Annotated in this window: 23 protein-coding genes; 20 read left to right on the top strand and 3 right to left on the bottom strand. The window is 74.8% G+C overall.

Annotated elements, in window-relative coordinates; all coding sequences use genetic code 11:
- Window positions 1–36: 36 nt before the first annotated feature.
- Both priA and V2J63_RS13990 read left to right on the top strand, forming a co-directional pair.
- Window positions 37–771, top strand: a complete 735-nt coding sequence (gene priA / locus V2J63_RS13995; RefSeq protein WP_331231603.1) for a bifunctional 1-(5-phosphoribosyl)-5-((5-phosphoribosylamino)methylideneamino)imidazole-4-carboxamide isomerase/phosphoribosylanthranilate isomerase PriA — start codon at window positions 37–39, stop codon at window positions 769–771.
- A complete protein-coding gene (locus V2J63_RS13990; protein WP_331231602.1) occupies window positions 768–1,559 on the top strand; it encodes an SseB family protein in 792 nt (263 codons plus the stop codon). The genes priA and V2J63_RS13990 overlap by 4 nt, the downstream gene beginning before the upstream one ends.
- Here the strand turns inward: V2J63_RS13990 and V2J63_RS13985 are convergent.
- Window positions 1,556–2,476, bottom strand: a complete 921-nt coding sequence (locus tag V2J63_RS13985) for a S1 family peptidase (RefSeq protein WP_331231601.1) — start codon at window positions 2,474–2,476, stop codon at window positions 1,556–1,558. The two genes, V2J63_RS13990 and V2J63_RS13985, sit on opposite strands and share 4 nt — an antisense overlap.
- Entirely contained in the window at window positions 2,473–3,186 is a 714-nt protein-coding gene (locus V2J63_RS13980) for a hypothetical protein (protein ID WP_331231600.1), read from the bottom strand. The genes V2J63_RS13985 and V2J63_RS13980 overlap by 4 nt, the downstream gene beginning before the upstream one ends.
- A gap of 229 nt (window positions 3,187–3,415) precedes the next feature.
- On the opposite strand from V2J63_RS13980, the gene infC reads away from it, so the two are divergent.
- The 4 genes from infC to V2J63_RS13960 all read left to right on the top strand — a co-directional run bounded on the left by infC (window position 3,416) and on the right by V2J63_RS13960 (window position 5,631).
- A complete protein-coding gene (infC, locus tag V2J63_RS13975; RefSeq protein ID WP_331231599.1) occupies window positions 3,416–4,039 on the top strand; it encodes a translation initiation factor IF-3 in 624 nt (207 codons plus the stop codon).
- A 79-nt stretch (window positions 4,040–4,118) separates the two neighbouring features.
- A complete protein-coding gene (gene rpmI, locus V2J63_RS13970) occupies window positions 4,119–4,313 on the top strand; it encodes a 50S ribosomal protein L35 (RefSeq protein WP_331231598.1) in 195 nt (64 codons plus the stop codon).
- Between the two features lie 29 nt (window positions 4,314–4,342).
- On the top strand, window positions 4,343–4,723 hold the full coding sequence (gene rplT, locus V2J63_RS13965; protein ID WP_331231597.1) for a 50S ribosomal protein L20: 381 nt from the start codon (window positions 4,343–4,345) through the stop codon (window positions 4,721–4,723).
- A 71-nt stretch (window positions 4,724–4,794) separates the two neighbouring features.
- Window positions 4,795–5,631 carry a TrmH family RNA methyltransferase gene (locus V2J63_RS13960; protein WP_331231665.1) on the top strand — a complete coding sequence of 279 codons (837 nt, stop codon included), beginning with the start codon at window positions 4,795–4,797 and terminating at the stop codon, window positions 5,629–5,631.
- A gap of 3 nt (window positions 5,632–5,634) precedes the next feature.
- Here the strand turns inward: V2J63_RS13960 and V2J63_RS13955 are convergent, their stop codons facing one another.
- On the bottom strand, window positions 5,635–6,066 hold the full coding sequence (locus V2J63_RS13955; protein WP_331231596.1) for a CBS domain-containing protein: 432 nt from the start codon (window positions 6,064–6,066) through the stop codon (window positions 5,635–5,637).
- 54 nt (window positions 6,067–6,120) lie between these two features.
- Between V2J63_RS13955 and thpR the strand changes: the two genes are divergently transcribed.
- Genes thpR through tyrS form a run of 14 tightly spaced genes read left to right on the top strand, consistent with a single transcriptional unit; the run spans window position 6,121 to window position 21,925 of the window.
- Entirely contained in the window at window positions 6,121–6,738 is a 618-nt protein-coding gene (gene thpR / locus V2J63_RS13950; protein WP_331231595.1) for an RNA 2',3'-cyclic phosphodiesterase, read from the top strand.
- A gap of 47 nt (window positions 6,739–6,785) precedes the next feature.
- A complete protein-coding gene (gene pheS / locus V2J63_RS13945) occupies window positions 6,786–7,862 on the top strand; it encodes a phenylalanine--tRNA ligase subunit alpha (RefSeq protein ID WP_331231594.1) in 1,077 nt (358 codons plus the stop codon).
- Between the two features lies 1 nt (window position 7,863).
- Entirely contained in the window at window positions 7,864–10,455 is a 2,592-nt protein-coding gene (pheT, locus tag V2J63_RS13940; protein WP_331231593.1) for a phenylalanine--tRNA ligase subunit beta, read from the top strand.
- Window positions 10,448–11,272, top strand: a complete 825-nt coding sequence (locus tag V2J63_RS13935) for an SDR family NAD(P)-dependent oxidoreductase (RefSeq protein ID WP_331231592.1) — start codon at window positions 10,448–10,450, stop codon at window positions 11,270–11,272. The genes pheT and V2J63_RS13935 overlap by 8 nt, the downstream gene beginning before the upstream one ends.
- Window positions 11,273–11,329: 57 nt before the next feature.
- Window positions 11,330–12,406, top strand: a complete 1,077-nt coding sequence (gene argC, locus V2J63_RS13930; RefSeq protein ID WP_331231591.1) for an N-acetyl-gamma-glutamyl-phosphate reductase — start codon at window positions 11,330–11,332, stop codon at window positions 12,404–12,406.
- A complete protein-coding gene (gene argJ, locus V2J63_RS13925) occupies window positions 12,403–13,581 on the top strand; it encodes a bifunctional glutamate N-acetyltransferase/amino-acid acetyltransferase ArgJ (protein WP_331231590.1) in 1,179 nt (392 codons plus the stop codon). Before argC ends, argJ begins: the two co-directional genes overlap by 4 nt.
- Window positions 13,578–14,519, top strand: a complete 942-nt coding sequence (gene argB, locus V2J63_RS13920; protein WP_331231589.1) for an acetylglutamate kinase — start codon at window positions 13,578–13,580, stop codon at window positions 14,517–14,519. The genes argJ and argB overlap by 4 nt, the downstream gene beginning before the upstream one ends.
- On the top strand, window positions 14,516–15,793 hold the full coding sequence (locus tag V2J63_RS13915; protein ID WP_331231588.1) for an acetylornithine transaminase: 1,278 nt from the start codon (window positions 14,516–14,518) through the stop codon (window positions 15,791–15,793). The genes argB and V2J63_RS13915 overlap by 4 nt, the downstream gene beginning before the upstream one ends.
- Window positions 15,790–16,731: an ornithine carbamoyltransferase gene (gene argF, locus V2J63_RS13910; RefSeq protein WP_331231664.1), complete on the top strand. Its 942-nt coding sequence runs from the start codon at window positions 15,790–15,792 to the stop codon at window positions 16,729–16,731. Before V2J63_RS13915 ends, argF begins: the two co-directional genes overlap by 4 nt.
- A complete protein-coding gene (argR, locus tag V2J63_RS13905; protein WP_331231587.1) occupies window positions 16,728–17,291 on the top strand; it encodes an arginine repressor in 564 nt (187 codons plus the stop codon). Before argF ends, argR begins: the two co-directional genes overlap by 4 nt.
- Entirely contained in the window at window positions 17,288–18,568 is a 1,281-nt protein-coding gene (locus V2J63_RS13900; protein ID WP_331231586.1) for an argininosuccinate synthase, read from the top strand. Before argR ends, V2J63_RS13900 begins: the two co-directional genes overlap by 4 nt.
- Window positions 18,565–19,992: an argininosuccinate lyase gene (gene argH / locus V2J63_RS13895; protein ID WP_331231585.1), complete on the top strand. Its 1,428-nt coding sequence runs from the start codon at window positions 18,565–18,567 to the stop codon at window positions 19,990–19,992. The genes V2J63_RS13900 and argH overlap by 4 nt, the downstream gene beginning before the upstream one ends.
- Window positions 19,989–20,651, top strand: a complete 663-nt coding sequence (locus tag V2J63_RS13890) for a DNA-3-methyladenine glycosylase (RefSeq protein ID WP_331231584.1) — start codon at window positions 19,989–19,991, stop codon at window positions 20,649–20,651. The genes argH and V2J63_RS13890 overlap by 4 nt, the downstream gene beginning before the upstream one ends.
- Window positions 20,648–21,925 (top strand): tyrosine--tRNA ligase, encoded by a 1,278-nt coding sequence (gene tyrS, locus V2J63_RS13885; RefSeq protein WP_331231583.1) that lies wholly within the window; start codon window positions 20,648–20,650, stop codon window positions 21,923–21,925. Before V2J63_RS13890 ends, tyrS begins: the two co-directional genes overlap by 4 nt.
- Window positions 21,926–22,506: the final 581 nt, after the last annotated feature.

Genomic DNA, 22,506 nt, shown 5'->3' with positions numbered 1-22,506 from the left:
ACACACGCGCCTCCGGCGCGCGACGAAGGAGAACCCATGCCCACGCCCCGTCTCGAGCTCCTGCCTGCGGTCGACGTCGTCGACGGGCAGGCCGTCCGGCTCGTCCAGGGGGAGGCCGGGTCCGAGACCTCCTACGGCGACCCCGCCGCCGCGGCCCGCGCCTGGGTCGACCAGGGCGCGGAGTGGATCCACCTCGTCGACCTCGACGCCGCCTTCGGGCGCGGGTCCAACGCCGAGCTCCTTGCCGGGCTCGTGCGCTCCCTCGACGTCGCCGTCGAGCTCTCCGGCGGCATCCGCGACGACGAGAGCCTGGCGCGGGCGCTCGCGACCGGCGCCCGGCGCGTCAACCTCGGCACCGCCGCCCTCGAGGACCCGGAGTGGACGGCGCGGGTCATCGGCGAGCACGGCGACCGCATCGCCGTCGGCCTCGACGTGCGTGGCACGACGCTGGCGGCCCGCGGCTGGACGCGCGAGGGCGGGGACCTGTGGGAGGTCCTCGAGCGGCTCGACCGCGACGGCTGCACCCGGTACGTCCTCACGGACGTGACGAAGGACGGCACGCTGCGCGGGCCGAACATCGAGCTCCTGCGCGCGGTGTGCGCGCGCACCGACGCGCCGGTCGTCGCCTCGGGCGGCGTCTCGAGCCTCGAGGACATCGCGGCCCTGCGTACCCTCTCCGGCATCGGCGTCGAGGGCGCCATCGTCGGCAAGGCCCTCTACGCGGGGGCGTTCACCCTGCCCGAGGCGCTCGACGTCGCGGGCCGCCCGTGAGCACCGGCCGCGGCGCGCCCGGGGGCGCCGCGGACTCCGCCGGCCAGCCCTGGGCGGGGCGGGTCCTGCGGCCCAACCCCTTCGCCGGTGACGACGGCAGCGCCGACCCGGCCGTCGCCGCGGCCCTCGCGGTCGACGACGACGGCGAACGGCTCCGTGCCGTGGCCCGCGCGCTCGCCGCCGCCCGCGTCATCGTGCCGGTCGTCGCCCACGCGCACCCCGGCCAGGACGACGGCGGGGACGTCGCCGGGCACACGAAGCACGGCTCGGGCGACCCCGCCGCGGACGCGTGCGCCTCGGCCGCGATGGTCTCCGTCCGTACCCCCGACGGCCGGGCCGCGCTGCCCGTCTTCAGCTCGGTCGCGACGATGACGGCGTGGAACGCCGGGGCGCGCCCGGTGCCCGTCGAGGCGCCGCGCGCCGCGCTCGCCGCGGTCTCCGACGCCGACAGCCTCCTCGTCCTCGACCCCGGCGGGCCCGTTCCGGCCCTGCTCGGCCGCCCGGCCGTGTGGGCCCTGGCCCAGCAGCGGGAGTGGGTGCCCTCGTGGGCGGACCCCGAGCTGCCCGGCGTCGCCGCCCAGGCGCTGCGCGGGATCCCCGAGCTCCTCGGCGTGCGGCTCGAGCGAGGTCGCAAGGCGGAGCTGCGGGCCGTCCTCGCCGTGGGCGCCGACCTCACCCGTGCGCAGGCCGAGGCTGCCGTCGCGCGCGCGAGCGAGGCGCTCGGCGCGGACCCCGTCCTCACCGACCGGGTCGACTCCCTCGAGCTCTACCCCGTCGTCGGGACCTAGGGCGTCGGGGTGGGCGTCGGCGCCGGGGTCTCCGGCGGGGCCGTCGTCGGCAGCGGCGTCAGCGGCTCGAGCGGGCCGGGCCCCGGGGCACCGCGGCTGGGCGTGCCGGGGGTGGGCGTGCCGGTCGGGTCGGCGGCACCGTCGTCGTCCGGGGACGTCGCGGGAGCGGTCGGGGTGGCGGGTCCCGCCGAGTCGCACGGCGTGAGCGGGGTGAAGGCCTCCTCCGCCAGGAGGTCGTGCAGCGTGCTCACCGGCACGATGTAGCTGTTGCCCCACATGTCCATGGCGTAGACGACGCCGACGACCTCGCCGTCGGCGTTGAGGACGGCGCTGCCGGACGAGCCGTGGTCCACCTCGGCGTTCGTCCGCCCCACCATCCCCAGGTCGGAGCCGAGCGGGTCGGGCTCGTACCCGAGGACGGTGCCGGTCGTCGTCGTCAGCCGGCCGCCCTGGGGGTAGCCGACGACGGTCACCTCCTCACCCGCCGCCGCGTCGATCTCCGCGAGGCCGGGCACGCTCGCCAGCGGCTCCTCCGTGCGCACGAGGGCGAGGTCGGCGACGTCGGTGGCTCCGGCGGAGACCGCGTCGATCTCCCGGCCGTCGTACGTCGTGATCTGCAGCCGCGCCGAGTCGGCCGCGACGTGGCGGTTCGTGATGATCGTCCGCTCGTCGAGCGCGAAGCCGGAACCCGTGGAGAGCTGGCCGCACCCGACGTTGCGCACCCGCACCGCCATGCGCTCGGCGGCGTCGACACCGTCGGGGGAGAGGCTGCCCGGGTCCGCGACGTGCGGCGCCTCGGCCGAGGGGAGGAAGCTCGTCGGCATGTCCCCGGGCCGCTCCGGCACGACGCCGCAGCCTGCGAGGAGCGCGAGCGCGGCGGCCGAGGCGGCGAGCGGGGCGACGGGGCGGCGCCTCACTCCTCGACCTGCCGCTGGAGCTCGTCGTTCGCCTCGATGGCCGCCGCGCAGAAGCTCGACACCTGGGTGCGGTACTCGGCGAGCTGGGCCGGGTCGTAGGACTCGCGGTCGTCGAGGTAGACGATGAGCTGCTCCTGGCCCTGGACGCAGTCCTCCATCGCCCGGGCCACGGTGGCCGCCGCCGCGGAGATCCGTGCCTGGTAGGCCGCGACCTGCCGCTGGACCTCCCGGTCGTCGCCCGTCTGCGCGACCGCGTCCGCGAGCTCGGCGATCCGCTCCTGGGCGTTGGTCAGCTGGTCCTGCGTCGTCGTCAGGGCGTTCGCGGACTCGGCGAGGTCGGCCTTGACCTGGACGAGCTCCGCGCCCAGCCCCTGTGCGACGGAGTCGAGCTCGCCCGCCCGCTCGGACCACTCCCGCGCGAGGACGAGGAGGTAGGCACCGGTCCCGAGGGCGAGCACGAGGAGGACCGCGAGGACGACGACGGGCCACCGGCGCCGGGCGCGCCCGGTGACCGGCCCGTCGGGCGGGGCGTCCTCGGTGGCGCCCGCGGCCGTGGGGGCCGGCGAAGCGGCGGTCCCGTCCGCGTCCGCAGCCCCCGCCGGCGCGGCGGGGTCGTAGGATCCGTACCGCGCCGGGTCGTAGACCTGGGCGTGCGCGCCGGCAGACGGCGGCGCCGCCGTCTCCTGGCGCTCGTGCGGGTCCGTGGTCATGCGTGGTAGTCTCTCAGACTGACCGACCGAGGGTGTACGCCCTCGGTGTGCAAGCGGAGTTCCTCCCACCTCGTCTCGACCGTCCCGCCGCACCTGGGTGTGACGACAGAGGCATGGTCCTGGTCCTGAGGGCGTATGCCCTCAGCGCACGCTTCGGCGCGCGTCGACCTTGAGGCCTCCGTGCGCACCCGCGCCGGAGGCCTTCTCCGTCCGCGGCATCGACGACAGCGTGAAGGAGCAGCACATCAGCGAGCCCCGCATCAACGAGCGGATCCGCGTCCCGGAGGTCCGGCTGGTTGGACCAGCCGGCGAGCAGGTGGGTGTGGTCCGCGTCGAGGACGCACTCCGACTGGCCGAAGAGGCCGACCTCGACCTTGTCGAGGTCGCGCCGGACGCACGGCCGCCGGTGTGCAAGCTCATGGACTACGGCAAGTTCAAGTACGAGTCGGCCATGAAGGAGCGTGACGCCCGGCGCAACCAGGCGAACACGGTCCTCAAGGAGATCCGTTTCCGCCTCAAGATCGACCCGCACGACTACGAGACCAAGAAGGGTCACGTCGTCCGGTTCCTCAAGGGTGGCGACAAGGTCAAGGTCATGATCATGTTCCGCGGTCGCGAGCAGTCGCGCCCCGAGATGGGCATGCGCCTCCTCCAGCGTCTCGCCGAGGACGTGTCCGAGCTCGGCTTCGTCGAGAGCACCCCGCGCCTCGACGGCCGCAACATGACCATGGTCATCGGGCCGCACAAGAAGAAGGCCGAGGCGCGCAACGAGCAGCGCCGCGAGCGTGAGCAGAAGGCGGCGGACCAGACCGCCGCCGAGGCCGCCGAGGCCTCCCCGGCCACCGAGGCCTAGCCTCCACCGATCAGCGACCGGCTCGACGAGCCGGTGAGTCCGTACCCGTGCCGTCGCACGGGCCTACCCGAGGAAGACGATGCCGAAGAACAAGACGCACTCCGGTGCGAAGAAGCGTTTCCGGATCACCGGGAGCGGCAAGGTGCTGCGCGAGCAGGCCAACCGCCGGCACCTCTTCGAGAGCAAGTCGAGCAGGCGCACCCGCCGCCTGGCGATGGACAAGGCGGTCGCCCCCGCCGACGTCAAGAAGGTCAAGAAGCTGCTCGGTAAGTGATTTTCCGCCCTACCCTTTAGGAGAACGACGTGGCACGCGTCAAGCGGGCGGTCAACGCCCATAAGAAGCGCCGCACGACCCTCGAGCGCGCCAGCGGTTACCGCGGCCAGCGCTCGAGGCTGTACCGCAAGGCCAAGGAGCAGGTCACCCACTCCCTGACCTACAACTACCGCGACCGCAAGGCTCGCAAGGGCGACTTCCGCCGCCTGTGGATCCAGCGCATCAACGCTGCGGTCCGCGCGCAGGGGATGACGTACAACCGCTTCATCCAGGGCCTCAAGGCCGCTGAGGTCGAGGTCGACCGCCGCATGCTCGCCGAGCTCGCGGTCAACGACCCGGCCGCGTTCAACGCACTCGTCGAGGTGGCCAAGGCCAACCTTCCCGAGGACGTCAACGCCCCCGCGGCCTGAGCCTCGCTCACGCCGTGACCGGACGCCCGGACAGCCCCGAGCTGACCAACCCCCGCGCCGAGCGGGTGCGGATGGTCGCGGGGCTGGCCGGGCGTTCGGCGCGTCGGCGCCACGGCCAGTTCCTCGTCGAGGGCCCCCAGGGGGTCCGGGAGGCCGTCCGCCACGCCGCGGGTCAGGTCCGTGACGTCTACGTCACGGCCGCCGCCGCCGACCGCTACCCCGAGATCGTCGCCGACGCGCGCGCGGCCGGGCTCTACCTCCACCGCGCCACCCCCGACGTGCTCACCGCGATGAGCCCGGACGCCCAGGGCGTCCTCGCCGTCGTGCGGAGCGAGGGCCCGACGACGACGGCGACCCTCGCCGACGTCCTGGCCCTGCGCTCCGGGGAGGGCCCCCGCCTCGTCGCGGTGCTCGCCCAGGTGAGCGACCCGGGCAACGCCGGCACCCTCGTGCGTGCCGCTGACGCCGCCGGTGCGGACGCCGTCGTCCTCGGTCCCGGCAGCGTCGACCTGCTCAACCCCAAGGTGGTCCGCTCGAGCGCGGGCTCGCTCTTCCACCTCCCCGTCCTCTCTGCGCCGGACCTGGACGAGACCCTCGCCGCCCTGCGGAGCCACGGGCTCGCCGTCCTCGCCGCCGACGGCGCGGGCCGGTGGGACCTCGACGAGCTGGCCGACCTCGCCGGCCGGCCCGCCGCGGGCGCGGGTGAGGGCTGGCCCCCGGGCGCACCGGCCCTCGCCGCGCCGACCGCCTGGCTGTTCGGGAACGAGGCGCACGGGCTCACCCCCGAGCAGGTCCGGGCCGCCGACACCTCGGTCCGGGTGCCGATCCACGGGCACGCCGAGTCGCTCAACCTCGCCACCGCCGCGACCGTGTGCCTCTACGCCTCCGCACGCGCCCAGCGGCGCTGAGCGTCAGCTCTGGACGTAGTCGATGAGCCGGTCCCGCTCGGCCTGGAGCTCGTCGAGGCGCTGCTTGACGATGTCGCCGATGCTGACGATCCCCGCGAGCCGCCCGTCCACGACGACGGGCATGTGCCGGACCCGTCGCTCCGTCATCGTCCGTGCGAGCTGCTCCGTCTCGTCCGACGGGGAGCAGGTGAGGACGTCGGTGCTCATGATCTCGCCCACCGTGGCCGCCTCGGGCGGGCGTCCGTCCGAGCCCCGCAGCGCGGCGACGACGTCGCGCTCGCTCACGATCCCCGTGACGGCGCCCCCGCCGTCGGAGACGACGGCCGCACCGATGCGGTGCTCGCACAGGAGCTCGACGAGCTCGCCCAGCGACATGTCGCTGCGCACGGTGACGACGGCGTCGCCCTTGCGGCGGAGGACCTCGGAGATGCGCATGAGGCCGACCGTAGCACCGGGTGTGACGTGGGTCACGGGTGCGAGCATGGGGGCATGAGGCTCTTCGTCGCGATCCGCCCGCCGGCCGCGGTCCTCGACCACCTCGACGCCGCGACCGCCGGGTTCCGGGCCCTCGTCGGCGGGGGAGGGCCGCCCGCCCTGCGCTGGACGGCGCCGGAGCAGCGTCACGTCACCCTCGCGTTCTACGGCGACGTCCCGGACGGGGTGCTCGCCTCGCTCGCCGCTGACCTCGCCGACGTCGCGGCCGGCGTCCCGCCCCTCAGGCTCGAGCTCGCGGGGGCCGGGTCCTTCACGCGCCGGACGCTGTGGGCCGGGGTCCGCGCCGCCGGGGGTACCGACCCGGCGGCGCTCGTCGACCTCATGGCCGCGTGCGAGGCGGCCGGGGTCGGCCTGCGCGGTCCCGCGGCGGCCACCACCCACGCGCCCCGGGACCGGCGCCGTGCCCACCTCACGCTCGCCCGGGTGAGCGCCCGCTCGCGCGACGTCGACCTCGGTGCGGTCGTCCACGCGCTGTCGGTGTACGTCGGACCCGCGTGGACGGCGACCGAGATCGAGCTCGTCGCCTCCGAGCTCGGCAAGGGCCGCGGGGGAGGCCCGCTGCACGACGTCCTCGAGCGGGTGCCGCTCGGCGGGGGCGGGCACGACGACTAGAGTCCTCGGCTGGACCTCGTCCATGCACACGCGCCCGGAAGGTACGGATGACCACCCCCGATCCCACCCCCCTGTCCCCGCTCGACGCCTCGGCGGTCGACGCGGCGGTCGACGCGGCCCTCGCGGCCCTCGCGGCGGCCACCGACCTCGCCGGGCTCAAGGAGGCGCGCCTCGCCCACACCGGCGACCGCAGCCCCCTCACCCTCGCCAACCGTGAGATCGGCCGCCTCGACCCGGCGGACAAGGCGCGCGCCGGCAAGATCCTCGGCCAGGCCCGCGGCCGCCTCACCAAGGCCGTCGCCGCGCGGCAGGCCGAGCTCGAGGCCGAGCACGAGGCCCGGGCACTGCGCACCGAGACTGTCGACGTCACGCTGCCGACCGACCGGCGCCCGGCCGGGGCGCGCCACCCGCTCGAGCTCCTGGCCGAGGACATCGGCGACTTCTTCGTCGCCATGGGCTGGGAGATCGCCGAGGGCCCCGAGGTCGAGCACGAGTGGCTCAACTTCGACGCCCTCAACCACGGGCCTGACCACCCGGCCCGGCAGATGGCGGACACCCTCTACGTCGAGGGCACCGCGGAGGCGGCGACGCCGGGCCTCGTCCTGCGCACGCACACCTCGCCGGTCCAGGCCCGCACCATGCTCACGCGCGACCTGCCCATCTACATCGCGTGCCCCGGCAAGGTCTTCCGCAACGACGCCCTCGACGCCACCCACACGCCGGTCTTCCACCAGGTCGAGGGGCTCGCCGTCGACAGGGGGCTGACGATGGCGCACCTCAAGGGCACCCTCGACCACTTCGCCCGCGCGATGTTCGGGCCCGAGGCCCGCACCCGCCTGCGGCCCTCGTTCTTCCCGTTCACCGAGCCGAGCGCCGAGATGGACCTGTGGTTCCCGCAGAAGAAGGGCGGACCGGGCTGGATCGAGTGGGGCGGCTGCGGCATGGTCAACCCCACCGTCCTGCGCTCCGCCGGCATCGACCCCGACGTCTACACCGGCTTCGCCTTCGGCATGGGGATCGAGCGCACGCTCATGCTCCGCCACGGCATCTCCGACATGCACGACATCGTCGAGGGCGACATGCGCTTCTCGAGCCAGTTCGGCACCACCGGAAAGGGGAACTGACATGCCGTACGTCCCGCTGTCCTGGCTCGCCGAGCACGTCACCGTCGCGCCGGGAACGACCGCCGCCGACCTCGCCGCCGCCCTCGTCCGCGTCGGCCTCGAGGAGGAGGACATCGTCCCCGCCGCCGTCACGGGCCCGCTCGTCGTCGGGCGGGTCCTCTCGCTCGTGGCCGAGGAGCACAAGAACGGCAAGACGATCAACTACTGCCGCGTCGACGTCGGTGCGCACAACGACGCCCCCGGCACGGGCAGCGAGCCCGCCGACGTGCCCTCCCGCGGCATCGTCTGCGGCGCGCACAACTTCGCCGTCGGTGACCGCGTCGTCGTGGCCCTGCCCGGCACGACGCTGCCCGGGGACTTCCACATCGCCGCCCGCAAGACGTACGGCCACGTCTCCGACGGGATGATCTGCTCGGCCACGGAACTGGGGATCGGCGAGGGCCCTGCTGCAGCTGCCGGGATCATCGTGCTCGAGGAGATGCTCGGGGCGGACGCCGTGCCCGAGCCCGGCGCGGACGCCGTCGCGCTCCTCGGTCTGGGTGCGGAGGTCCTCGAGATCAACGTCACCCCGGACCGCGGGTACTGCTTCGCCATGCGCGGCGTCGCCCGCGAGTACGCCCACTCCACCGGCGCGGCCTTCACCGACCCGGGCCTGCCGGAGAACCTGCCCGGTGGCCCGCCGCCCCCGGCGACGGCGGACGGCTTCGCCGTCGAGGTCGACGACGACGCCCTCGTCGCCGGAAACGCCGGCTGCGACCGGTTCGTCACGCGCGTCGTGCGCGACCTCGACCCCGCGGCGCCCACCCCGGCGTGGATGAAGGAGCGCCTCGCCCAGGCGGGCATGCGTCCCATCTCGCTGCCGGTCGACGTGACGAACTACGTCATGCTCGACCTCGGCCAGCCGCTCCACGCCTACGACCTCGCGAGCCTCGCCGCGCCCGTCGTCGTGCGCCGCGCCCGCGCCGGCGAGCGGCTGACGACGCTCGACGACGTGGAGCGCACCCTCGATGCCGAGGACCTCCTCATCACCGACTCGCCCGACGGGGAGCGCGGTGCGCGCATCCTCGGGCTTGCTGGCGTCATGGGCGGGGCCGAGACCGAGGTCGGGCCCGGCACGCGCGACGTCCTCGTCGAGGCCGCGCACTTCGACCCGGTCTCCGTCGCGCGCACCGCCCGCCGGCACAAGCTCCCGAGCGAGGCGGCCAAGCGCTTCGAGCGCGGCGTCGACCCCCGGCTGCCCGCCGTCGCCGCGCAGCGCGTCGTCGACCTCCTCGTCGCGCACGGCGGCGGCAGCGCGGACCCGGCCGTGAGCGACCTCGACCGCGCCGCGAGCCCGACCCCCGTCCGCTTCCCGCTCGACGAGCCCCGCCGGCTCACCGGCGTGGACTACCCGCGCGAGCAGGTCGTCGCCCTCCTCGAGGAGATCGGTGCGAGCGTGAGCCCCACCGGGGACGACGGGGTCGTCACCGTGACCCCGCCGACGTGGCGCCCGGACCTCGTCGGCCCCGCCCACCTCGTCGAGGAGGTCGCCCGGCTCGCCGGGTACGACGCCATCCCCTCGATCCTGCCGACGGCGCCCGCCGGCCGCGGCCTCACCACCGGCCAGCGCCGGCGCCGCGACGTCGCGCGGGCGCTCGCCGACCTCGGGCTCGTCGAGGTGCTCTCCTACCCGTTCGTCGGTGACGCCCACGACCGCCAGGGCCTGCCCGCCGACGACGAGCGGCGCCTCGCGCTGCGCCTGGCCAACCCCATGGCCGACGACGCGCCGTGGCTGCGGACGTCGCTGCTCGACAGCCTCCTCGCAGTCGCCCGCCGCAACGTCAGCCGCGGGCTGAGCGACACCCGCCTCTTCGAGCGCGGGCTCGTCACGCGCCCGGCCGGCGTCACCGCGGCGGGCGCGCCCGGCGTCGGCGCCCGCCCCACGGACGCCGAGATCGCCGCGCTCGACGCGGCGGTCCCGCACCAGCCCCGGCACGTCGCCGGAGTGCTCACCGGCCGACTCGTCCCCGACGGCGTGTGGGGCCCCGGCCGCGCCGCCGACTGGGCGGACGCGCTCGACGCGGTCCGCGCCGTCGGTTCGGCGGTCGGCGTCCCGCTCACCGTCGAGGCCGCCGAGCGGGCGCCGTGGCACCCCGGGCGGTGCGCTGCCGTGCACGCCGGCGGGCAGGTCGTCGGCCACGCCGGCGAGCTCCACCCGCGCGTCGTCGCGGCCTTCGACCTCCCCGCGGGCGCCGTCGCGTTCGAGGTGGACCTCGACGCGCTCACGGCCGCCGCGACGGACTCTCCGGTGACGCCGGTGCCCGTCTCGACGTACCCGCCGAGCAAGGAGGACATCGCGCTCGTCGTCGACGCCGGGGTCCCGGCCGCGGACGTCCTCGCCGCGGTGCTCGACGGCGCCGGCGACCTCGCCGAGGACGTCCGCCTCTTCGACGTCTTCACCGGCGGCCAGGTCGGTGAGGGCAAGAAGTCCCTCGCGTTCGCGCTGCGCCTGCGCGCACCGGACCGCACGCTCACCGCCGAGGAGACCGCCGCCGTGCGCACGCGCGTCGTCGACCTCGCCGCCGCGCGGACCGGGGCGGTGCTCCGTGGCTGAGACGCAGGTGCGCCCGGACCTTCCCGCCGCGGTGCCGCCCGCCCGCACGGCCCTCGTCACCGGCGCCTCGCGCGGCATCGGGCGCGGCCTCGCGCTCGGCCTCGCCGCCGCGGGGCTCGACGTCGCCGTCCTCGCCCGCGACGGCGGCAGGCTCGCCGAGGTCGCGGCCGAGATCGAGGCGCTCGGGCGCCGCGCCGTCGCCGTGACGGCCGACGTCGCCGACCCCGGCGCCGTCGCCCGCGCCGTGGCGACGGCCGAGGAGGCGCTCGGCTCGCTCGACCTCCTCGTCAACAATGCCGGCCGCATCGACGCCGAGGTCCCGCTGTGGGAGGCCGACACCGAGGAGTGGTGGTCGGTCGTCGAGACGAACGTGCGCGGGCCGTTCCTCCTCGCCCGCGCCGTCGTGCCGGGGATGCTCGCGCGCGGGGGCGGGCGCGTCATCGACCTCAACTCCGGCTCCGGCACGCGCGACATGGACGTGGCCACGGCCTACAACGTCTCCAAGACCGCGCTCTTCCGCATCGGCGGCAGCCTCCACGAGGCCGGGTACGACCGGGGGCTGCGCGCCTTCGAGCTCGCCCCGGGCGTCGTGCGCACGGACATGACCGACGGCATGGTCATGCACGAGGGCCGCACCAGCTGGACGGACCTCGCCGAGGTCGTCGACATCGTCGTCGCCCTCGCGGGCGGCGACCTCGACCACCTGTCCGGTCGTTACCTGCGGGCCGGCACGGACACCGCGGACGAGCTGCGGGCGCGGCGGCCCGACCCGGACCCGGCGTCGCCGGCGCGCCGCCTGCGGGTCGTCGACTTCTGACCGCGCGCCTCGCGGCGGTTCCGCACCATTCATGCAGTCTCGTGTATTGTTATGCACATGGCTGTCACTGTTGCCGTCGCGGGAGCGAGCGGGTACGCCGGGGGAGAGGTCCTGCGGCTGCTCCTCGCCCACCCCGAGGTCGAGATCGGAGCCCTCACCGCGCGCTCGAGCGTCGGTGAGCCCGTCGGGGACCACCACCCGCACCTCCTGCCGCTCGCCGGCCGCGTCTTCACCGAGACGGACGCCGCCGGGCTCGCCGAGCACGACGTCGTCGTGCTCGCGCTGCCGCACGGGACGTCGGGGGAGGTGGGGGCGGCCATCGAGGCGGCCGGGACCGGCACGCTCATCCTCGACTGCGGCGCCGACCACCGCCTCGTCGACGCGGGCGCGTGGGAGGCCTTCTACGGCGGTGACTACGTCGGCGCATGGCCGTACGGCATGCCCGAGCTGCTGCACGCCGGCGAGCGTGTCGCCACCGCCCAGCGCGAGGTGCTGCGCGGGGCGCGCCGCATCGCCGTCCCCGGCTGCAACGTCACCGCCGTCACCCTCGGGCTCCAGCCCGGCGTCGCCGCGGGCGTCGTCGACGCCGCCGACGTCGTCGCCGTCCTCGCCAACGGGTACTCCGGGGCCGGGAAGTCGGCCAAGGCGCACCTCCTCGCGAGCGAGGGGCTCGGCTCGGCCGTGCCCTACGCCGTGGGCGGCGGGCACCGGCACGTCCCGGAGATCGAGCAGAACCTCGCCGTCGCCGGCGCCCCGCGCGTCCGGCTGTCCTTCACCCCGACGCTCGTGCCGATGTCCCGGGGGATCCTCGCGACGGTGAGCGCCCCGCTCGCCGCGTCCGCCGCCGGGCCCGGGGCCGCCGACCGCGTCCGCGCCGCGTGGGAGACCGCCTACGCCGACGAGCCGTTCGTCCACCTCCTGCCCGCGGGCCGGTGGCCGACGACGGCCGCGACGACCGGCTCCAACCACGCCTTCGTCCAGGTGACCCTCGACGAGCGCGCCGGGCGCGTCGTCGTCGTCTGCGCCCTCGACAACCTCGGCAAGGGCACCGGCGGCGCCGCCGTCCAGTCGATGAACATCGCGCTCGGTCTGCCCGAGACCCTCGGCCTCCCGACGACTGGAGTCGCACCGTGAGCATCACCGCACCCAGCGGGTTCCGAGCCGCCGGGGTCGCCGCCGGCCTCAAGTCCTCCGGCAACCCCGACGTCGCCCTCGTCGTCAACGACGGTCCCGACCACGTCGTCGCCGCGGTCTTCACCGCCAACCGCGTCGTCGCGGCGCCCGTCGTGTGGTCGCGGGCCGTCGTCGGGGACGGCGTCGCCCACGCCGTCGTCCTCAACTCCGGCGGGGCCAACGCCTGCACGGGCCCGGACGGCTTCGGTGACACCCACCGCACGGCCGAGCACGTCGCCGCCCGGCTCGACGTCTCCGCGGGGGACGTCGTCGTGTGCTCGACCGGGCTCATCGGCGAGCGGCTCGACATGCCCGCCCTCCTCGGCGGGGTCGACGCCGCGGCCGCGGTCCTGAGCGACGACGGCGGCCACGACGCGGCGAGCGCGATCATGACGACGGACACGCATGCGAAGGAGGTGCTCGTCGAGCGCACCGCCGACGACGGGGCATGGTCCGTCGGCGGGATGGCCAAGGGCGCGGGCATGCTCGCCCCGGCGCTCGCGACGATGCTGTGCGTCCTCACGACCGACGCCGTCGTCGACGCCGAGACCGCGCGCACGGCGCTGCGGGAGGCGACCGGGGCGACCCTCGACCGCATCGACTCCGACGGCTGCATGTCGACGAACGACACGGTCGTCCTCCTCGCCTCGGGCGCGAGCGGCGTGCGCGTCGCCCACGCCGAGCTCGTCGAGGCACTCACCGCAACGTGCGGGCAGCTCGCCCGCGCGCTCATCGCCGACGCCGAGGGCGCGAGCCATGACGTCGCGGTCACCGTCCGCGGCGCGACGAGCGAGGACGCCGCCCTCGCTGTGGCCCGCGCCGTCACCCGCTCCAACCTCGTCAAGGCCGCGATCTTCGGCAACGACCCCAACTGGGGCCGGATCATCGCCTCCGTCGGGACCGTCCCGGCCGCCGTCGCGCCGTTCGAGGCGGACGCGCTCGACGTGGCGATCAACGGCGTCCAGGTGTGCCGGGGCGGCGGCGTGGGCGAGGACCGGACGCGGGTCGACATGGCGTCGGACCGCGAGGTCCGCATCGACATCGACCTCCACGCCGGCACCGCACCGGACGTCACCGTGTGGACGAACGACCTCACGCACGACTACGTCCACGAGAACAGCGCGTACTCGACATGAGCGCCACGAGCGGGAACGACGAGTTCTACTTCAACACCGAGACGGACCTCTTCGCCTACCAGAAGGCGGAGGTCCTCATCCAGGCGCTGCCCTGGCTCGAGCAGTTCTCCGGCACGCGCGTCGTCGTCAAGTACGGCGGCAACGCCATGGTCGACGACGAGCTCAAGCACGCCTTCGCGCAGGACATCCTCTTCCTCCACCAGGTGGGCCTCCAGCCCGTCGTCGTCCACGGCGGCGGCCCCCAGATCTCGTCCATGCTCGACCGGCTCGGGCTCGAGAGCGAGTTCCGCGGCGGCCTGCGCGTGACGACCCCGGAGGTCATGGAGGTCGTCCGCATGGTGCTCACCGGGCAGGTGCAGCGCGACCTCGTCTCGCTGCTCAACGCGCGCGTGCCCCACGCCGTCGGGCTCTCGGGCGAGGACGGCGGCCTCTTCCGCGCCGAGCGCCGCTTCGCGAGCGTCGACGGCGAGCCCGTCGACGTCGGGCTCGTCGGGGACGTCGTCGAGGTCGACGCGCGAGCCGTCGAGGACCTCCTCGCCGCCGGCCGCATCCCCGTCGTCTCGACGATCGCGCCCGACGTCGACGACGCCGGCCAGGTCCTCAACGTCAACGCCGACACCGCCGCGGCGGCGCTGGCCACGGCGCTCGGTGCGCGCAAGCTCATCGTCCTCACCGACGTCGAGGGCCTGTACCGGGCATGGCCGGACCGCGACTCCCTCGTCCGGCGGATCACCGTGAGCGAGCTCTCGCTCATGCTCCCGGACCTCCAGGCCGGGATGGTGCCGAAGATGGAGGCGGCCCTGCGGGCCGTGCGCGGCGGCGTGCCGCAGGCGCACATCATCGACGGCCGCCAGCCGCACTCCATGCTCCTCGAGGTCTTCACCGACGAGGGCGTGGGCACGCTCGTCATGCCGGACCAGGCCGAGGAGGCCCCGTGAACGACGCCCTTGCCACGACGAGCGCCGGCGAGCTCGGCTCCGCGGGGTGGTCCGAGCGGTACTCCGCCGCCCTCATGAACACGTTCGGCGCCCCGCAGCGCGTCCTCGTGCGCGGCGAGGGCGCGTACGTGTGGGACGCCGACGGGCGCCGCTACCTCGACCTCCTCGCCGGCATCGCCGTCAACGCCCTCGGCCACGCCCACCCGACCCTCGTCTCCGCCGTCTCGGCGCAGCTCGGGACGCTCGGCCACGTGTCGAACTTCTTCGCCACGCCCGCCCAGGTCCACCTCGCCGAGCGGCTGCTCGAGCTCGTCTCCGGCGGCAGCGTCCCGACGGGGTCGCGGGTGTTCCTCGCCAACTCGGGCGCCGAGGCGATCGAGGCCGCGTTCAAGCTGGTGCGCCGCCACGGCGGCGCCGCCCGCCCCCGGGTCCTCGCGCTCGAGGGGGCGTTCCACGGCCGGACGATGGGGGCGCTCGCCCTCACGCACAAGCCCGCCTACCGGGAGCCGTTCGAGCCGCTCCCGGGAGGCGTCGAGCACGTCCCCTTCGGCGACCTCGCCGCGCTCGAGGCCGCCATGGGCGACGACGTCGCCGCCCTGTTCCTCGAGCCCGTCCAGGGCGAGGCCGGCGTGCGGGTGCTGCCGCCCGGCTACGTCGCGGCCGCCCGCGACCTCACCCGGCGCCACGGCGCGCTCCTCGTCCTCGACGAGGTGCAGACCGGCATGGGGCGCACGGGCGCGTGGATGGCGCACCACCACGACCACATCGGCGGCGGGGTGGTCCCGGACGCCGTCGCGCTCGCCAAGGGGCTCGCCGGCGGCCTGCCGATCGGCGCGCTCGTCGCCCTCGGCACCGAGGCCGCGAACCTCCTCGGGCCCGGCCAGCACGGCTCGACGTTCGGCGGGAACCCCGTCGCGTCCGCCGCCGCGCTCGCCACCATCCACGTCATCGAGCGCGACGGGCTCCTCGCCGCGGCCCGTGAGCGCGGCGCCCAGCTCGTCGGCGGCGCGCGGGCCATCGAGCACCCGCTCCTCGCCGGCGCCCGCGGCGAGGGGCTCCTCGTCGCCGTCGAGCTGGCGCGGCCGTTGGCCTCGCACGTCGTCGCCGCCGCGCTCGAGGCGGGCTTCATCGTCAACGCGGTCGCCCCGGACGCCGTCCGGCTCGCACCGCCCCTCATCCTCTCCGCCGAGCAGGCGGAGTCCTTCCTCGCGGCGCTGCCCGCGGTGCTCGACGCCGCCGCGGCGGCGGCCGACTCCGAGAACCAGGAGCCCTGATGCGCCACTTCCTCCGCGACGACGACCTCGGCGTCGACGCGCAGCGCGCGGTCCTCGCGACGGCTCTGCGCCTCAAGGCCGGCGAGGTGGTCCGCCCACTCGCCGGGCGCAGCGTCGCCGTCCTGTTCGACAAGGCCTCGACCCGGACGCGCGTCTCCTTCTCCGTCGGCATCACCGAGCTCGGCGGCGTCCCGCTCGTCCTCGACGCCCAGGGCACGCAGGTGGGCCGCGGCGAGCCGGTCGAGGACACCGTCCGCGTGCTCGACCGCCAGGTCGCCGCGATCGTGTGGCGCACGTTCGCCCAGACCAACCTCGAGCGCGCCGCCGCCGTCTCCCGGGTCCCGGTCGTCAACGCCCTCACCGACGACCTGCACCCGTGCCAGATCCTCGCCGACCTCCAGACGCTCGCCGAGCACCGGGGCGGGCTCGCCGCCTCCGGCCCCGCGCTGGCCGGCCGCTCCCTCGCCTACCTCGGCGACGGGGCCAACAACATGGCGCACTCCTACCTCCTCGGCGGCGCGACGGCCGGCCTCGACGTGCGTATCGGCTGCCCGGCCGGGTACGAGCCGCGACCCGACGTCGTCGCCCGGGCGCGGGAGATCGCCGCCGCCACCGGCGGGAGCGTCACGGTGACGCGGGACGTCGACGCCGCCGTGGCGGGGGTGGACGCCGTCGCGACGGACACGTGGGTCTCGATGGGCCAGGAGGGCGAGGCGGCCGACCGGGAGGCGCCGTTCGTGCCCTACCAGGTCGACGCCCGCGTCATGGCAGGCACGGCCGACGGGATCTTCCTCCACTGCCTGCCCGCCTACCGGGGCGCCGAGGTCAGCGCCGACGTCATCGACGGCCCCGCCTCCGTCGTGTGGGACGAGGCCGAGAACCGGCTCCACGCCCAGAAGGCGCTCCTCGTCCACCTCCTCGCGCAGGACCTGCCGTGAGCAGCCCGAGCATCCCGGCGACGAAGGCCGCCCGGCACGCGCTCATCGAGCGGATCCTCACGCACTCGCGCGTGCGGTCGCAGGCGGAGCTGAGCGCCGAGCTCGCCGACCACGGCGTCCACGCGACCCAGGCCACGCTCTCGCGCGACCTCCTCGAGCTGCGCGCCCTCAAGGTGCGCTCCGCCGACGGCTCGCACGTCTACGCGCTGCCGCTGGAGGGCGTCGCCGGGGCCCTCGCCGCCCCGACGGCACCGGACCCGCACCAGCGCTCGTCCCGGCTCGCCCGGTGGTGCAACGAGCTCCTCGTCACCGCCGAGACCTCCGGACCGCTCCTCGTCCTGCGCACGCCGGCGGGTGCCGCGCAGTTCCTCGCCTCCGCGCTCGACCAGCAGGTCCTCGAGACCGTCCTGGGCACGATCGCCGGGGACGACACCGTCCTCGTCATCACCCGGGACGCCTCGGCGGCCACGGCGATGGCCACGCACCTCCTCGACCTCGCGGCTCCCGGTGGGAGCGCCGCAGACCTTTCCGCACAACGCACTGGAGACACGACAGAATGACTGAGCAGAGCACGTCCACCGCAGCACCGACGTCCGGCAAGGAGCGCGTCGTCCTCGCCTACTCGGGCGGGCTCGACACGTCGGTGGCCATCGGCTGGATCGGGGAGCAGACCGGAGCCGAGGTCGTCGCCGTCGCCGTCGACGTCGGCCAGGGCGGGGAGGACCTCGAGGTCATCCGCCAGCGCGCGCTCGACTGCGGCGCTGTCGAGGCCTACGTCGCGGACGCCCGCGACGAGTTCGCCGCCGAGTACTGCATGCCGGCGCTGCGGGCCAACGCCCTCTACCAGGACCGCTACCCGCTCGTCTCGGCCCTGTCCCGGCCCGTCATCGTCAAGCACCTCGTCCGGGCTGCGCGGCAGTTCGGCGCGACGACCGTCGCCCACGGCTGCACCGGCAAGGGCAACGACCAGGTGCGCTTCGAGGTCGGCATCACCTCCCTCGCGCCTGACCTGCGCTGCATCGCCCCCGTGCGCGACCTCGCCCTCACCCGCGACGTCGCCATCGAGTACGCGACGAGGCACGACCTGCCGATCGAGACGACGAAGCACAACCCCTTCTCGATCGACCAGAACGTCTGGGGCCGCGCGATCGAGACGGGCTTCCTCGAGGACATCTGGAACGCCCCGACGAAGGACGTCTACTCCTACACCGACGACCCGACGTTCCCGCCCGTCGCGGACGAGGTCGTCATCACGTTCGCGCAGGGCATCCCCGTCGCGCTCGACGGCGTGCCCGTCACGCCCCTCCAGGCGATCACCGAGCTCAACCGCCGTGCCGGCGCCCAGGGCGTGGGGCGCATCGACATCGTCGAGGACCGCCTCGTCGGCATCAAGTCCCGCGAGGTCTACGAGGCGCCCGGCGCCATCGCCCTCATCACGGCCCATGCCGAGCTCGAGAACGTCACCGTCGAGCGCGAGCAGGCCCGCTTCAAGAAGACGGTCGACCAGCGCTGGGGCGAGCTCGTCTACGACGGCCAGTGGTTCTCCCCGCTCAAGCGCTCCCTCGACGTCTTCATCGAGGACACGCAGCGCTACGTCTCGGGCGACGTCCGCCTGCTCCTCCACGGGGGCCGCGCCGTCGTCACCGGGCGCCGGAGCGAGACGAGCCTCTACGACTTCAACCTCGCCACGTACGACGCGGGCGACGCCTACGACCAGTCCCAGGCCAAGGGCTTCATCGAGATCTACGGCATGACGACGAAGCTGGCGGCGGCGCGCGACGAGCGCTTCGGCGCGGGCGTCGATCTCGGCCAGGGCACCCTCGGCGGCGGCCAGTGAGCGAGCCCCTGAGCCTGTGGGGAGGGCGGTTCGCCGGGGGACCGGCGGACGCGCTCGCCGAGCTGTCCCGCTCGACGCACTTCGACTGGCGCCTCGCTCGCCACGACATCGCCGGCTCGCGCGCCCACGCCCGGGCGCTCTGGGGCGCCGGGCTCCTCGACGGGCCCGAGCTCGCGGGCATGCTCGACGCGCTCGACGCGCTCGAGCGTGACGTCGTCTCCGGCGCGTTCGCGCCCGAGCCCGGCGACGAGGACGTCCACACGGCCCTCGAGCGGGGCCTCATCGAGCGCGCCGGCGGCGAGCTGGGCGGCAAGCTGCGGGCGGGCCGCTCGCGCAACGACCAGATCGCCACGCTCGTGCGGATGTACCTGCGGGAGCAGGCGCGGCTGCTCGCCGGCGGGGTGCTCGACGTCGTCGAGGCGCTCCTCGACCAGGCCGGCGCCCACCCGGACGCCGTCATGCCCGGGCGCACCCACCTCCAGCACGCCCAGCCCGTGCTCCTCGGGCACCACCTCCTCGCCCACGCGTGGCCGCTGCTGCGCGACGTCGAGCGGTGGGCGGACTGGGACTCCCGGGCCGCGATCTCGCCCTACGGCTCCGGCGCGCTCGCCGGGTCCTCGCTCGGGCTCGACCCGTCGGCCGTGGCCGCGGACCTCGGCTTCAACGGCGCCGTGGAGAACTCGATCGACGGCACCGCCGCGCGCGACGTCGTCGCGGAGTTCGCGTTCGTCGTCGCCATGACGGGGGTGGACCTCTCGCGCATGAGCGAGGAGATCATCCTGTGGGCGACGAAGGAGTTCGGCTTCGTCACCCTCGACGACGCGTTCTCGACCGGCTCGAGCATCATGCCGCAGAAGAAGAACCCCGACGTCGCCGAGCTCGCGCGCGGCAAGGCCGGCCGGCTGCTCGGCAACCTCACCGGGCTGCTCGCCACCCTCAAGGGGCTGCCGCTGGCCTACAACCGCGACCTCCAGGAGGACAAGGAGCCGGTGTTCGACGGGGTCGACACCCTCGAGGTGCTCCTGCCGGCCGTCGCCGGCATGGTCGCGACGCTGACGTTCCACACGGCGCGGATGGCCGAGCTCGCGCCGCAGGGGTTCTCCCTCGCGACGGACATCGCCGAGTGGCTCGTGCGCGAGGGCGTGCCGTTCCGCGACGCCCACGAGATCGCCGGGGCCTGCGTGCGCACCTGCGAGGGCGCCGGCAAGGAGCTGTGGGACCTCACCGACCCGGAGCTCGCCGCGATCTCGGGCCACCTCACCCCGCGCGTGCGGGAGGTGCTCACGGTCGAGGGGTCGATCGCCTCGCGTGACGGTCAGGGCGGGACCGCGCCGGTGCGCGTCGCCGAGCAGCTTGCGCGCGCCGGTCAGCGGTGCGCGGAGCTGCGCGCGTGGGCGAGCCCGGCGGCACCCGCGGACGAGTGAACGGGCCGTTCGAGCGCCGGGCGCTCGAGGTCGCCCCGACGCTCCTCGGGGCGCTCGTCACGGTCCGCGACCCCGAGCGGGGCGCGGTGACCGTCCGGCTGACGGAGGTCGAGGCGTACGAGGGGGAGGGGGACCCCGGCTCGCACGCCTACCGGGGGCGCTCCGCCCGGACGGCGCCGATGTTCGGCGCCGGCGGGCGGCTGTACGTGTACTTCACGTACGGCATGCACTGGTGCGCGAACGTCGTGTGCGGGCCGGAGGGGACCGCGTCGGCGGTCCTGCTGCGTGCGGGGGAGGTGGTCGCGGGGCGCGACCTCGCCCGGGAGCGGCGCGTCGCGGCACGCCGCGACCTCGACCTCGCCCGTGGCCCGGCGCGGCTCGCCCAGGCCCTCGGCCTCGCCCGGGACGACAACGACGTCGTCCTCACCCCGGGCGGTCGGGCCGAGATCGCCCTGGCGCCCCCGCCGGACCCAGGCACCGTCCGTCAGGGGCCGCGCGTCGGCGTCGCGGGACCGGGTGGGGACGCCGGGCAGTACCCGTGGCGCTTCTGGCTCGCGGGTGAGCCGAGCGTCTCGACGTACCGGGCGGCGCAGCCGCGGACGCGGACGCGGCACACTGGTCCCCGGACACCGTTCCCCGAGCGAGAGGCACAGGCGTGAGCAACGACATCCTTGACGAGCTGGAGTGGCGCGGGCTCCTCGCCCAGTCCACCGACCGCGACGCGGTGCGCGCGGCGATGGCTCAGGGGCCGCTCACGTACTACTGCGGCTTCGACCCCACCGGGCCGAGCCTGCACCACGGCCACCTCGTCCAGCTCGTGCTCCTGCGCCACCTCCAGCTCGCCGGCCACCACGCCCTGGCGCTCGTGGGCGGGGCGACCGGCCTCATCGGGGACCCGCGCATGTCCGGTGAGCGCACCCTCAACGACCGGGACACGGTCGCCGGGTGGACCGACCGGCTCCACGCCCAGATCTCGCGCTTCCTCGACTTCGAGGGGTCGAACCCGGCGCGGATGGTCAACAACCTCGAGTGGACGGCGCCGCTCAGCGCGATCGACTTCCTCCGGGACGTCGGCAAGCACTACCGGCTCGGGACGATGCTCGCCAAGGACACCGTGGCGCGGCGCCTCGCGAGCGACGAGGGCATCTCGTTCACGGAGTTCAGCTACCAGATCCTCCAGGGCATGGACTACCTCGAGCTCAACCGCCGCTACGGCTGCACCCTGCAGACCGGCGGCAACGACCAGTGGGGCAACCTGCTCTCGGGCGCGGAGCTCATCCGCAAGGCGGAGGGCAGGGTCGTCCACGTCATGACGACGCCCCTCATCACGAAGGCGGACGGCACGAAGTTCGGCAAGACCGAGGGCGGGGCCGTGTGGCTCGCCCCGGATATGATGAGTCCGTACGCCTTCTACCAGTTCTGGCTCAACACGGACGACGCCGACGTCGTGCGCTACCTCAAGGTATTCACCTTCCGCACGCGGGAGGAGATCGAGGAGCTGGCCGCGGCCGTGGCGGACCGGCCGCAGGCGCGTGAGGCGCAGCGCGTCCTCGCCGCCGACGTGACCACCCTCGTCCACGGCGGGGAGGCGACGCAGCGGGTCGAGCGGGCCTCGCGCGCGCTCTTCGGCCGGGACGACCTCGACGCGCTGGACGGCGGCACGCTCGGTGACGCCGTCGCGGAGCTGCCCCGTGGGACGGGGCAGGTCGGCACCGACACCGTCGTCGACCTCCTCATCGCCACCGGCCTCGCGGCGGGGCGCTCGGCCGCACGGCGGACCATCGCCGAGGGCGGTGCGTACCTCAACAACGTCAAGGTGACGGAGGAGGACCACGTCCTGCGCGCGGAGGACCTCCTCGCCGGCCGATGGGCGCTGCTCCGGCGCGGGCGCCGCAACCTCGCCGTCGTCGACGCCGCGCTGCCCGACGTGTGAACGAGGTCACGGCGGCGCCGCGCCGGGCCTCCGGCGCCGCTAGGACGTAAAACCCCAGGTCAGGGGTGGGTTCGACCGCCGGCACCGGCACGCTGCCGCGGGTTTGACGAGGTGAGCCGGGCCCCGTAATGTTTCACCTCGCCGCCCCAACAGGGAGACACGGACAGGAGCTCGCAAGAGCGGATGGCCGGTTCCCGGGAGTGGCCCCGACACCCAGATGACGGCGTGAGAACGCCGGCTGATCGGTGTGCCGGGAGCCCGGACCGCGAGCCTGGGAGGAAGATCCGCGAGAAACTGCGGATTTGACTCCGGCCGAGCGGGACAGGTAAGGTAGAGAAGTTGCCCCGGATCGGGTCTGGCGCGGTTGTGCTGGGTCTGGGCGGTGTGCGTCTGTTCCTTGAGAACTCAACAGTGTGCCAAGTTTTTGATGCCAAATGTCCTGGCGTTGCTTGGGTCTGCTTGCCCTTCGGGTGGGTGGTTCGGGTGCGTCGGGGCTTATGTTTTGTTTTTGGTTGATGCTCATCTCGGGCCCCGTCCTGGGGTGGGTGTCGTGCCAGATCGAGGCTGGGTTCCCTTCGGGG

The organism is Georgenia wangjunii (assembly GCF_036421975.1).
Taxonomy (GTDB): domain Bacteria; phylum Actinomycetota; class Actinomycetes; order Actinomycetales; family Actinomycetaceae; genus Georgenia_A; species Georgenia_A wangjunii.
This window is presented reverse-complemented; position numbering and strand designations above follow the sequence as displayed.